The 13,828-nt window shown below is 43.3% G+C and carries 10 protein-coding genes; 9 read left to right on the top strand and 1 reads right to left on the bottom strand.

The window, feature by feature from the left end; translation table 11 throughout:
• The first annotated feature begins 340 nt into the window (after window positions 1-340).
• The 8 genes from DXB91_RS11090 to DXB91_RS11055 all read left to right on the top strand — a co-directional run bounded on the left by DXB91_RS11090 (window position 341) and on the right by DXB91_RS11055 (window position 11,842).
• The gene (locus tag DXB91_RS11090; protein WP_117549759.1) at window positions 341-682 is read left to right on the top strand and encodes a DUF4234 domain-containing protein; all 342 of its coding nucleotides are present in this window, start codon (window positions 341-343) and stop codon (window positions 680-682) included.
• A gap of 223 nt (window positions 683-905) precedes the next feature.
• Complete coding sequence (locus DXB91_RS11085) at window positions 906-1,661, top strand: DUF4234 domain-containing protein (protein ID WP_118017984.1); 756 nt, start codon at window positions 906-908, stop codon at window positions 1,659-1,661.
• A gap of 26 nt (window positions 1,662-1,687) precedes the next feature.
• Window positions 1,688-2,077, top strand: coding sequence for a DUF2752 domain-containing protein (locus DXB91_RS11080; protein ID WP_015534309.1), 390 nt, complete (start codon window positions 1,688-1,690; stop codon window positions 2,075-2,077).
• Window positions 2,078-2,267: 190 nt separating this feature from the next.
• A complete protein-coding gene (gene metG, locus DXB91_RS11075) occupies window positions 2,268-4,304 on the top strand; it encodes a methionine--tRNA ligase (RefSeq protein WP_055222442.1) in 2,037 nt (678 codons plus the stop codon).
• A gap of 200 nt (window positions 4,305-4,504) precedes the next feature.
• On the top strand, window positions 4,505-4,726 hold the full coding sequence (locus DXB91_RS11070; protein ID WP_055146187.1) for a hypothetical protein: 222 nt from the start codon (window positions 4,505-4,507) through the stop codon (window positions 4,724-4,726).
• 49 nt (window positions 4,727-4,775) lie between these two features.
• Window positions 4,776-6,599: a glutamine--fructose-6-phosphate transaminase (isomerizing) gene (glmS, locus tag DXB91_RS11065; protein WP_118017980.1), complete on the top strand. Its 1,824-nt coding sequence runs from the start codon at window positions 4,776-4,778 to the stop codon at window positions 6,597-6,599.
• 52 nt (window positions 6,600-6,651) lie between these two features.
• Window positions 6,652-7,710, top strand: a complete 1,059-nt coding sequence (locus tag DXB91_RS11060) for a DUF6382 domain-containing protein (RefSeq protein WP_015534306.1) — start codon at window positions 6,652-6,654, stop codon at window positions 7,708-7,710.
• Window positions 7,711-7,861: 151 nt separating this feature from the next.
• Entirely contained in the window at window positions 7,862-11,842 is a 3,981-nt protein-coding gene (locus DXB91_RS11055; RefSeq protein WP_118017977.1) for a hypothetical protein, read from the top strand.
• A 111-nt stretch (window positions 11,843-11,953) separates the two neighbouring features.
• Here the strand turns inward: DXB91_RS11055 and DXB91_RS11050 are convergent, their stop codons facing one another.
• Window positions 11,954-12,700, bottom strand: coding sequence for a hypothetical protein (locus DXB91_RS11050; protein ID WP_117549751.1), 747 nt, complete (start codon window positions 12,698-12,700; stop codon window positions 11,954-11,956).
• Window positions 12,701-12,861: 161 nt separating this feature from the next.
• Between DXB91_RS11050 and DXB91_RS11045 the strand changes: the two genes are divergently transcribed.
• The gene (locus DXB91_RS11045) at window positions 12,862-13,755 is read left to right on the top strand and encodes a hypothetical protein (RefSeq protein WP_117549749.1); all 894 of its coding nucleotides are present in this window, start codon (window positions 12,862-12,864) and stop codon (window positions 13,753-13,755) included.
• The last annotated feature ends 73 nt before the right edge of the window (window positions 13,756-13,828 follow it).

Genomic DNA, 13,828 nt, shown 5'->3' with positions numbered 1-13,828 from the left:
ACAAATGTCCTCTTTTCTCTATAATTATAAATTACTTGCAATACGGACAAACATAATCTGTGGATCCTGGCAATATATTTAGGATACGGGTGTTGATATATGTCTGCCTGAAATTTTATTATATAGCACATGGTTTCAAAAGTAAAACAGTTTACGACATCACATAAATTATGAATGTAAATATTTGAAGATTTATGCCTGATTATAAAAAAATATAGATAATAAAGCAAAAAACAGCTTAATTTTTTGATTTTTATTGACAAAGATGTGCATATATGGTTTTATTATTTTATAAAATTTTTATAAAAAATTTATAATTAAATCAAAGGGAGGACATTTTATGATCAAGCAGAGAAACATTGCTTTGTGCATAGTATTTTCAATCATTACATTTGGAATATATGCACTGTATTGGTTCGTTTGCCTTACAAATGATGCTAATCAGGAATCTGGACAGACAGATGCAACAAGCGGTGGGGTAGCATTGTTGCTTACTATCGTTACATGTAATATCTATGGATGGTTCTGGGCATACAAGATGGGCGAGAAGATTGATGCCATAAAGACAAAGAATGGTCAGCCAGCAGGAAACTCAAGCATACTTTTCCTTCTGCTCCAGTTATGTGGACTTGGAATTGTATCATATGCTATTATGCAGGATACCATCAATAAAAATGCGTAATGAATCAAATTGCATACAAATATACATTGAAAAATGTATAGATGCAGTTGCATACAGACAAAATGTATGAGAAAATAGTCCCGTAGGCTGAGTTGTGTCTGCGGGGCTATTCTATTATTTTTATTGCAGTTATGTAGTGGTTATATAGGAACAGTATAATTGCAGTCATACACAAGTCATACATATGTAATTAAGGATCTAAATTTAAGGAGGATTATCAATTATGATCAAACAGAGGAATATTGGAATATGTATTCTGCTTTCAATTGTGACATGCGGAATATATGGATTGTATTGGTTTGTTGTGCTGACAGACGATATCAATCAGGAGTCAGGAGAGACAGATGCAACAAGTGGTGGAATGTCGCTTTTGCTCACTATCGTTACATGTAACATCTATGGATGGTTCTGGGCATATAAGATGGGTGAGAAAGTTGATATCATAAAGAATAAGAACGGTGTACCATCAAGCAACTCAGGCATCTTATACGTCCTTCTTCAGGTATTTGGACTTGGAATTATTGCATATGCGCTTATGCAGGACACTGCAAACAAATATGCAGAGGCTATACCTCAGATGAATACAGGATATGGTCAGCAGACCTACAGTCAGCAGCCATATGGTCAGCAGGGATATGGTCAGAATACATACGGCCAGCAGCAGTATAACCAGAATGCGTATGGTCAGCAGGGATATGATCAGAACGCATACAACCAGAATGCGTATGGTCAGCAGCAGTATAATCAGAATACATACGGACAGCAGCCATATGGTCAGCAGGGATATGACCAGAATGCATATAACCAGCAGGCATACGGACAGCAGCCATACAGCCAGCAGGGATATGATCAGAATGCATACAATCAGCAGGGATATGGCCAGCAGGCCGGTTTAGACCAGAATACATTTGGCCAGCAGTCAGATCAGAATATTAACACATCAGCAGATGCTTCAGGCAGTGATAACAGCCAGCAGTAGTCGGCGGAGACAAAGAAATACAGAGCATGGATCAGATACAGAAATCAAGAAGAAATGCGATAATTAAAAGGGATGCCATCCTCGTGGGGATAGGCATCCTCTATTATATATTCATAAGAGTGACAGGACTTGCCATACCATGTATATTCAGAAAGATAACCGGATTTTTATGCCCAGGATGCGGGATAACACGGGCTATCCTTGCGGCCGTAAGGCTGGATCTTGCAAAGGCATTTGCTTATAATCAATTTATGTTTATAGCTCTTCCGGCGTTGGCATACATAATTGTAAAAAACGATTATGTATTCGTAAGATATGGAAACAGAAAATTATCGCGATTTGACAATATACTTATATTTATATGTATTGCCGGGGCGGTGATGTTTGCCGTTCTCAGGAATGTGATGCGCTTTTGAGAGAGAGACGATGACAAGTTTATTGGCAGCGTTATAGAATGACCATCGTAACAGACTTATTTAATATCCCATCTTCTTGACAATAAATAATAAAAAGGCATATAATTTACAATTACCGAGGAGTTTTTCGGTAAAGTTGCACAAGCATTTCATTTGTGCTTGTAGTATTTTTTCAGGGAGGGTTTTTGAAATGGCAAAAAAACCGTATTATATTACAACCGCCATTGCATATGCATCAGGTAAACCTCATATAGGCAACACCTACGAGATCGTGTTGGCTGACAGCATTGCAAGGTACAAGAGATTCGCAGGTTATGATGTAAGATTCATGACAGGAACAGATGAGCATGGACAGAAGATCGAGAACAAGGCTTTTGAGAACATGCAGACCCCAAAGGAATTCGTTGATGAGACATCAGGTGAGATCAAGAGAATATGGGATCTCATGAATACTTCATATGACAAGTTTATCCGTACAACAGATGATTACCATGAGAAGCAGGTACAGAAGATATTTAAGAAGCTGTACGATCAGGGTGATATATATAAGGGACATTATGTAGGAAAATACTGTACACCATGTGAGTCGTTCTTTACAGATGGACAGCTCATAGATGGCAAGTGCCCGGACTGTGGAAGACCTGTTCAGGAGGCCAAGGAGGAGGCATACTTCTTCAAGATGAGCAAGTATCAGGACAAGCTCATGAAGCATATAGAGCAGCATCCTGAGTTTATACAGCCTGAGTCAAGACGTAACGAGATGGTCAACAACTTCTTAAAGCCGGGACTTCAGGATCTGTGTGTTTCAAGAACATCATTCAAGTGGGGAATTCCGGTAGACTTTGATCCAAAACATGTTGTATATGTATGGGTTGATGCGCTTTCAAACTACATAACTGGACTTGGATATGACGTAGATGGAAAGAGCGATGAGAAGTTTTATAAATACTGGCCGGCAGATCTTCACTTGATCGGCAAGGATATCCTGAGATTCCATACCATTTACTGGCCTATCATGCTGATGGCACTCGGACTTCCGCTTCCAAAGCAGGTATTTGGACATCCTTGGCTCCTCCAGAGTGATGGCAAGATGAGTAAGTCGAAGGGCAACGTAATGTACGCTGACGATATGGTCAATATATTTGGCGTGGATGCTGTCAGATTCTTTGTTCTTCACGAGATGCCATTTGAGAATGATGGAGTTATCTCATGGGAGCTCATGGTTGAGAGACTCAACTCAGAGCTTGCAAATACACTTGGAAATCTGGTCAATAGAACCATATCGATGTCAAACAAGTATTTCGGTGGCATTGTGACAAATACCAACGTCACAGAGCCTGTCGATGAGGATCTTAAGAAGGTCGTTATGGACTGCAGATACAAGGTTGCAGAGTGCATGGATAAGCTCAAGGTTGCAGATGCGATCACAGAGATATTTGCACTGTTCAAGAGATGCAACAAGTACATAGATGAGACAATGCCTTGGGCACTCGCAAAGGAGGAGGACAAGAAGGACAGACTGAACACAGTTCTGTACAACCTTGTCGAGAGCATCGTTATAGGTGCAACACTCCTTGAGCCATATATGCCTGAGACAACTGAGAAGATCATGGCACAGCTCAATACCGAGAAGAGAAAGGTCACAGAGCTTGGAAAGTTTGGTCTGTACAAGTCAGGAACAAAGGTAACAGAGCAGCCTGAGATCCTATTCGCACGTCTTGACGTGAAGGAAGTTATGGCTAAGGTTGCCGAGTTCGCTCCAGTGGAGAAGGAGTCCATGTACGAGCAGGCCAAGAAGCAGAAGGAAGAGAAGGAGAATTCTGCTGAGACCAAGAAGATCAAGATCGCAGAGGCAAAGGTTCAGGCACTCAAGGCCAATCCTGATGTAGTTGACAAGCAGGAGATAAGCATTGAGGAGTTCCAGAAGATGCAGCTCATGATCGGCGAGATCGTTTCCTGTGAGGAGGTTCCAAACTCCAGAAAGCTTCTCTGTTCACAGGTAAGCTTTGGCAAGAACAATGTGAAGCAGATTGTGTCCGGAATCAAGGGTACATATTCCGCTGAGGATATGGTTGGCAAGAAGGTTGTGGCTATAGTAAACCTCAAGCCATGCAAGCTTGCCGGAGTCGTATCAGAGGGTATGCTTCTGTGCGCAGAGGATCCTGAGGGCAATCTGTCACTCCTGACCACCGAGAAGGACTTCCCAGGTGGATGCTTTATAAGCTAAGATATAAAATAGTGGATATAATGAGGGAAGCATCACAGGCCGGGCACACGGCCGGGATCCGTGGTGTTTCCCTGTTTTTATTTATAAAGCTGAAGTAAATTTTATGTTACAAAGATTATACGCAGAGGCCTTTCTGCATTGATTTATTAGATGTTTCATGATAGAATTTTGTTAGGTGCACGGACAGGAGGAGTGTGCCTTTGGAAAGATTTAGAAATCTTAGCGCCATGACCCCTGGGCTTTGGCTTTCAGGGATAACGAGGTTGAAGGTTATCGAATATTCGGCGGATGCCTTCACGCAGAGTCTGGATGCGCACATGATATCCAAATATGGGGGTAACTCCAAAACAAAGAATCATGACCAGACACCCATAGCTGTTATGTATGGTGGTTTCACCTTTTTTAAGTGCGCCATATTATAATATTATCAGTATACAGCGTGGTTATAAGCCGAAAGGAGATTAATTTAATATGTGTGGAATCATAGGATATGTAGGAAAGAAACCAGCCAAGGACATTCTTATTGACGGACTGGCAAAGCTCGAGTACAGGGGATATGACAGTGCGGGAATAGCACTGCTTAATGATGATGATACACTGACGATCAAGAAGAAAGCCGGCAGAGTGGAAGACCTCAGGGAGATGTGCAGCGACGACAGTCCTGTGTACAGATCAACCTGTGGAATAGGCCATACGAGATGGGCTACTCACGGCGGAGTTACGGATGTGAATGCACATCCACATAGGTGCGGAGATGTGGCACTTATACATAATGGAATTATAGAGAACTATAACGACATTGTGAGAGAATACGGACTGGCCGACAGGTTGGTATCCGAGACGGACACAGAGGTAGTAGCAGCACTTCTGGACACACTGTACGATGGCAATCCCATCGAGACTATCAGAAAGGCTGTTAAGGCTATAGCCGGTTCATTTGCACTCTGCATTATGTTTGCAGACAGACCGGGCAAGATATACGCAGTGAGAAATGTAAGTCCGATGATCGCTTCATACACAGATGAGGGATCGATCATTGCATCAGACCTCACAGCGATAATATCATTTTCAAAGGAATACTTTGTTGTGCCGGAGTATCATATACTGACACTCTCAAGCACAGGCATCAGAGTAGAAGACATGAAGGGGAACATGGTAGAGCCGGAGATGCTCAAGATAACATGGGACATAACGGCAGCTCAGAAGGGTGGATATCCGCACTTTATGCTGAAGGAGATCTATGAGCAGCCAGAGGCACTGAGAAACACGATAACTCCTCGTATAGTGAATGAGCTTCCTGATTTCACTGAGGACGGCATCGATGATGAGGTGTTTAAGAATCTTGAGAACATCACAGTGGTTGCATGCGGAACAGCTATGCACGCCGGAATAGTCGGCAAGGCCATGATTGAGAAGGAGTTAAAGATTCCTGTTAATGTTGAGATAGCATCAGAATTCAGATACAAGGAACCACTCATAAATGAAAAGACTCTCGTAATAGTTACATCACAGTCAGGAGAGACTATTGACACACTCGAGGCACTCAGACTTGCCAAGAGATGTGGATCAAAGGTTCTGTCCATAGTCAATGTAAAGGGATCGACCATCGCCAGAGAGAGCGATTACGTCCTTTATACACATGCCGGTCCTGAGATCGCAGTTGCAAGTACCAAGGCATATTCGGTACAGATGGCTGCAATGTATCTCATTGGATGCAGACTTGGCTATGTCAAGGGTATATACTCTGAGGACAGGGCAAAGAAATTCATCAGACAGCTTCAGGGCGTTATCCCGGTGATAGAGGAGACACTCAAGCAGGCAGATGAAGTAAAGACAGTTGCAAACTATATAAAGATGGCTCCGGATGCATTCTTCATAGGAAGAGGACTGGATTATACACTGTCACTGGAAGGTGCACTGAAGCTGAAAGAGATTTCTTATGTTCACGCTGAGGCTTATGCGGCAGGGGAGTTAAAACATGGAACGATAGCACTCATAACTGAGAACGTTCCGGTCATAGCCTTGGCTACACAGGAATCTGTATACGGAAAGATGATTTCCAATATACGCGAGGTTAAGGCAAGAGGCGCATACGTCATTCTTGTCAGCATGGATGAAGAGTACAATGATAAAGATGTATGTGACAAACACATATCCATACCAAAGCAGGATGGATTGTTCACGGTATTTTCGGCTGCTGTCATCCTGCAGCTTATAGCGTATTACACGTCCGATGCAAAGGGGTTGGACGTAGATAAGCCACGTAATCTGGCAAAGTCAGTTACAGTAGAATAATTGACTCCGGGACTTACATGGATATCGTGCGATAAATATCGGAGGGTTTTATATGAGTGATAAGATGTATTTGTGTGATGAGTACAAATTGTACTTTAAGATTGAAGACGATGTAGAGGTTCTTCACAATGAGGTAGAGCTGTACAATGCTCAGTTTGTGGGCAATAATGCGTTCTGCCATGAGGAATATATAGATGGTCAGAGAGCTCTGACATATTCTATTCCAGCCATGACTACCATGAATCAGTTCCTTGAGAAGAAGATACACAAGGATGAGCTGGTTGATCTGATATTCAGTATTGCAGATCAGCTCATGTATCTCAAGGCGAATGATCTGTCCATTGGAAAGGTTATACTGAATAAGGGATATATGTATATAGACTTCCAGAATATGGCTGTTCAGCTCATATTCCTGCCTATAGATAAGCCTATGGACAGATGTAATATGGAGAAGTTTATAAGGGATCTTATGGGCAATATGAAGTTTGCGAATAAGAAGGCATCCGATGCCGGATATGAGCTTATCAAATACTTTGATCACAATCCTACATTTTATCTGTCAGAATTTTATAAGTTTATAACAGACCTGAAGAATGACAATATAGCACATCCTGAGGATGAGCAGGAGCTTATGAAGTCAGCGGGAGTCAGCCCGGTCAATGTGGCTAAGGTAGAGGTCCCTGAGACTCCTCATGTTACAACTTCTTCATTCAAGCTTGCAAAGGAAGTTAAGGATTTCTCATCAAATGATATTGGATTTGATGACAACGATGACGGTTCGACAACAGTTCTCACAGCCAACAACCGTGGCAAGAGCGGCCCTGTCATCATAAGAACGAGAACAGGCGAGAGGATAAGGATCGACAAGCCGATATTCTGTATCGGTAAGTCTACACAGGGAGTTGACTATCAGGTAACTGACAACAATTCAGTCAGCCGCCGCCATGCTTACATTATCAATGTCAACGGCGTGTACTATCTGAGAGATAACAAGTCGACCAACCACACTTACCTTGGTGGCAAGATCATAAGCAGCGGAACGGATATGATGCTCATAGATGGAATCAGATTCAAGCTTGCGAATGAAGAGTTCACCTTCAAGGAGAAATAAAATAGTATATTATACTGGATAAGGAGACTTGTTTATTATTATAATGAGTCTCCTTATTTTATAATAAATCCCCTGCATAGGTGCGCCGGAGTACATGTGGGTAAAGGGGTAATATAAATAGAATGTGAAAAAAGGGGGAGTATCAAAGATTATGAAAAGAAAAGGAAGCTTATCGGGAAGGACACTGTGTAAAAAAGCAGCAACAGTGGTAATGTGTGCAGTGCTGATGCTGACGGCAGGTATTCAGACGACAGGTATTCAGACTGTTAAGGCCAGTACCCTTGACCAGCAGATAGAAGAGGCTCAGAGTGAGTTGGAACAGGTGAAGAAAGATCAGAGTGAAGTGATGACCGTATATGATCAGGGCTCTATAGGTTTTGTAGACTGGATGCTTGCGAAAAGCAACCTGACAACAAAACAGAAATATGATCTGAATCGGGCCAAGACTGTCCTGCAGGAGGCATGTGAGGAAGATTTCTCCAAGTGGGCGGGAGGAAATAATACAGGTCTTCCGGAATCGAGAAATAACAAGGTTGTTGTTACCGGAGATAAGAAAGACGCCATATCGCTTGAAAACACAAAGGCGACATTTGCGGTATTGAATAAAATTAATTCGTTAAGGGACACAGACGAAAACTATGTCGGGGCAATGAAGAGGAATGCGGCTAAGACTAATTTCTATTTCATGGCGGTGGCACAGTCAGGCGCGGACAGAGGTGCAGGACTCACAAATCATTCACTTCTTCAGGTGTCATGTGAGAATCTGGCGTTTGGATATACTGATCCGGCGGCAGGATGGAACAGTGAGAAGGCATCTTTTAACAAGATAAGGGATGAGCTGGGATATTCATCCATAACTTCGCAGAGTCAGCTTACAGCTGTTGAACAAAAGGCGGATTCGGAGGGAGTCACGGTTGGACATTATACCAATATGTTCTGGGCAGCAGATCAGGTGATGGGAGTCGGATTCACACTCTATGGCAGGTATGGCAATACTTCATGCTTCAATGCAAGCAAGCTTTCAAACTATACTAGCCAATATGAGGTGTACACAATAGCTGAATTTGAGAAGCTGTTTGATGAATATTATGAGACTGTAGATCCGGAGAAGTGGCAGAAAAAGGTGGATGCAGCGCAGGCCAAGCTGGATAAGTTGCTTGGACAGCGGTATGATGCATGCACGGAGCATGTGTATGGTGAAGGTGTGAAAAAAGAGGCCACATGTACAGAGACAGGTGGAACAGTATACACATGCGCTAAATGTGGCTACAAAAAGATAGAGGATAAGGTTCCGGCTCTTGGGCATAGCTTTACAGATGGCGTATGTACGAGATGTAAAGTAACAGGACCAAAGACGATGTACGTGTACTGGAGATTATCGGAAACTGCTTCATCAGCCACATATGATCAGGAGTTCGAAGTAGGAAAGGATATAGAGACATACATATCTTTCTCAACGGCATCAGATAGCAAATCCGATGACAAATTCGTGTTTGATATAGCAGACCCGTCTATTATTTCGTATACCCCTTCGTCTAACTATGCTGGAACATTCCATATGAACAAGATAGGAGAGACAACGGTGACTGTATATCCGGTCGTGAATCCGGATATGAAGAGGGTAATCACTGTGTCGGTAACAGATGTGGGTGGTCATGACTATGTAATAAGTCAGGCAGAACCGGGATCTGGAGAGACAGAAAAAATTTGTTCAAAGTGCGGGACGACAAAAACGGTGACAATCCCGACGGCGATAACACGTACTGTATGGTGGAGTGATAGTAATGGATATTACAAGCCTGCTGATGTGGAAGTAGGTGATGAGATCAATCTGGAAGTAGATTATGCACCAACGAAGGTCGACAACTCTGAGTTTATAGTTACATCATCGGATGAAGGTATTGTAAAAGTGAGTGATCCGGAATCTTCTTATAGAAGATATGATGCTAAGCTTACGGCGGTCGGAACAGGTGATGTAACCATAAGAATAGTTCATAAATATGACAGCTCAATTTGTCAGGAATACACGTTCAATGTGGCAGATCAGGGGGGACATGAGTATGTCATATCAGAGGCAGATGAGGGTGAAAGCCAGACAGTAGAGACGTGTTCAAAGTGCGGATATGAGAAGATCGTGTCACTTCCTACCAGTATCAGATATGTGTATTGGCAGGAGAAGGACAGCGATAACAGGACTACTTCACCAAGTGAGTATGAAATTGGAGCGGAACTGAGTATAAATATAATGGATTGGCCAACGAGAGCGGACATACATGAGTATGCGGTTACATCGTCGGATGAGACTGTTGTAAAGGTGAATGAAGTGTCTAGGACTACGGCATCACTTTCGGCAATCGGCAACGGCGTTGTAACGATTACGATTGCCAGTAAATATAATCCGTGGGTGAAGGCTGAGTATGAACTTGATATAACAGAGATAGGCGGACATTCATACACTGCGGAAATAGTAAATGATGAAACTCTTGCACAGGCTGCGACCTGTACAACTGCTGCGAAATATTATTATTCCTGTGATAACTGTGGAAGAGTGAATCGCAAAAAGACATTTACACACGGGGATAGCCTGGGGCATGATTACGCCCCAAAGTATGAGTGGTCAGCAAATGGCAACACTTGCAAGCTGGTTCTCACCTGTACCAGAGATTCGAGTCATGTGATCAGTGAGCCGATGACTGTAACAAGCAAGATAACGCAGGCATCCTGCGAGAACGATGGTGCAAAGGTGTGTACAGCAAAATGCACGCTGAATGGCAAGAGTTATCAGAGTACCAAGAAGATAGCCATTGGTGCATTGGGACATAGATGGGATTCAGGCGTGGTTAAGAAAAAAGCTTTGTGTGCAGCAGAAGGTCTGATCAGATACACATGTGAGCGATGCCAAAAGACAAAGGATGAGAAGACAGAGCCACTCGGACATACCCAGGGAAAGGCTGTGTATGAGAATGTAAATCTGGCTACATGTCAGGCTGAAGGCAGCCGAGACAAGGTTATATACTGCACCGTGTGCAAGGCAGAACTCAGCAGGACTGCTGAGATTCTTCCAAAGACAGACCATGATAGAACGCTTGTAGGAGAGAAGAAAGCTACCTGTATGGGCGGCGGATATACAGGAGATGTTGTCTGCAGCATGTGTGGTGAGATTTTTGAAACCGGTACAGCAACAGACCCGGTTGATCACAGCTACACAGCAAAGAAAACAACTGAGCAATATCTGAAGAAGGCAGCAGATTATGATTCCCCGGCAGAGTATTACTATGCATGTGTATACTGTGGAGCAAAGGGTGAGACAAGCTATGTGTATGGCTCAAAGCTCACGCGTAAGAGCATATCGTCAGCAAAGGTTACGCTTAACAAAACAGAATATACATATGATGGTAATTCGAAGAATCCGGCTGTAACAGTAAAGCTTGGCAATAAAACGCTGAAAAAGGGTATAGATTATACGGTTTCATACAATAAGAACAAAGCTGCCGGAACAGCAGAGGCTGTAATTACAGGCACTGGCGCATATCAGGGACAGAAGACGATCAATTTTAAGATCAAAAAGGCGCCGAACAGCATAACGCTGAAAAAGCGCAGCTACAGAATAGAGATGTCAACCAGCTCGAAGAGAATATCTATTTCACAGAGCGTGAGCGCACGTGCCGGAAAGCTCAGCTACAGCTCGGATAACAAAGCTGTAAAGGTAGACTCTGCTGGAACAATAACGATCGCAGCCCGGTATATAGGCAAGGCAAACATCACCGTATATGCTGGAGATTCGAATCATGTGAAGGTGAAGAAGATAATACCTGTTACTGTCAGCCCGAAGATACCAAGTATAAGCCAGATAAAGAGCCCATCGGCTGCGTCTGTAAGATTAAAGTGGGGAAAGATAAGCTGCGCAGATGGCTATCAGATCCAGTATTCAACAACATCAAACTTTAAAAAGGGTACATATGCATTCACGGTGTTAAGCGGTGGAAGCAAGACGACTGCGAGTCTTGGAGCAAAGCAGCGGATTAAAGGCGGAAAAACATATTATGTAAGGGTTAGAAGCTTTTCGAACAAGTTTGGCACAAGATGCTACTCAGCATGGAGCAAGACAAAGTCAGTCAGGGTGAGAAAGTAGCCGGAGATAACATATATATAAAGCTCAGCCTGTGTGATGGATTCAGTAGAAATCACACAGGCTGAGCTTTTCTTAATGTATATTCTTAAGACACATTCTTAATGCATATAGTTACTCGGCGGTCTCGCCACCTGAGGAGATATCGCCTTCGTCTGAACTGTCCTCGCTTGAGCTGTCAGAGCCTGAGCTCTGCTGGGAACCCTCTATTGCAAGCATGGATGCATCAACCTGGGACAGCCCCACCGGGTCAGCACAGTAATATTCACCGTCATCGGTTATCTTCACAGAGACCACAACAGGACTGCGGTAATCCATGTCTGCGGCTTTATTCTGAAGGATATCCGACACGCCCTGGGCAAATTCTTTCTCGTAATCTTCCTTTGTGGTGTTGTTGAAATCGCCGGCGCTGATCTTCTTGTTATAGTCGTCGATATATGCGAACACATCGTCAAATGCCTGATTGAGAATGTCCATAGGATACACGGTCACGTCCACATAGTAGTCGCTTCCGCTCTTATAGGCTCTTGACACCTCGTATTTGGCCTTGGAGTAGATGACCTTTGCGGTCTCGTCAAATATAGCATCCACCTCGTCTGTCTCTGCGTTGTTCAGTGAGTAATGATTGATGAGCTGGCCGGCCAGATAATCTATGCTGTCGCTGTACATGGCTGAGGCGTCCTCCTCGGAGCCGTCGTTGTCCTTCACGTATCCGTCAAAGCTTCCTTTGTAGTTGACGTCGAGAACGTTCTGCATGTATGCCTGATAGGTGGTCTTCTTGCGGTGAAGACAGCCTGTGAGTGATGTCATCACGAGGGTTGCCGCGAGACCTAATATGACAAGTTTTGAATGGTGTTTCATCTATATGATCCTCCGTAAAATTTAAATTCAATGAGCAGTTACAATATAGCATAAAAAAAGTGGTTTGTAATCATAAAAGGTAAAAATACTTTGCTTACAGAATTATGTGTGCTATAATTACGGAGTATCTACAATAGGATTAGTTTTTCGGAGGTAAGGTCATGGCAAAACAGGTAGAAGATGTTGTAACTGACGATAGAGTAGAATCACTGAAGACAGTGAAGTTTGGTGGATATGATAAGGCATCCGTTGATTACTATATTGATGAACTTAAGGGAAAGCACAATAAAGAAGTAGAGGAGCTTAAGGCGAACGTCAACAAGCTCAGCGAGGCTGTTCTGAGTCTCAAGACCATGAGAGAGGTCAATATGACAGAGTCTTCCAAGACCATAGAGACTCTCAAGAAGACCAATTCAGAGCAGGAGAGCGAGATAGAGTCACTCAAGGAGCAGATCAATGCATACAAGCAGAGAGAGCTTGAGAATGCAGGAAGATACGAGTCAATATCAAGAACACTTCTTGAGGCCCGTGAGAGCGCAGACGCACTGATCGCACAGACTGAGAAGGAGTGCACAGACAAGAAGAATACTATAACTGCAGAGCTCGAGGCATATGAGACAGATGTCAAGGAGAGATGCACAAAGCTCCAGACAGATACAGAGATACAGTGCCAGCAGATGTATGATCAGACCGAGGCAAAGTGCAACAGCATGAAGGATGAGGCATACTCAGAGGCAGAGAAGACAAGAAATAAATCTCACGCAGATGCAGAGGCTCTGTCGGCAAAGACAGATTACGAGTGCAAGGTTATGAGAGAGGAAGCTCAGAAGGATGCTGCCAATACAAGAAATGCAGCCACAGATGATGCAACCAGACTTCGCAACAATGTGAAGAAGGAGTGCGAGAGCGTAAGCAGATATATGTCAGATCTTCTGTCATCACTGGACAATGTTATTTCTGCATGTGCTTCAACAAAGGATGTTGCCGACAAGGCATTTACCGGACTGAAGAGCGAGGCAACTGCTATGGTTAGTGATGCTGAGGATGCACAGTAGTAATATATGATATATGGTAACATGAAACTTTTCTATGTGATGGGACATAGGAAAGTTTTATGTGCATTAAGGG

This window comes from Coprococcus sp. OM06-34AC, assembly GCF_003462545.1.
In the GTDB taxonomy this organism is placed as follows: Bacteria; Bacillota; Clostridia; order Lachnospirales; family Lachnospiraceae; genus Coprococcus; species Coprococcus aceti.
This window is presented reverse-complemented; position numbering and strand designations above follow the sequence as displayed.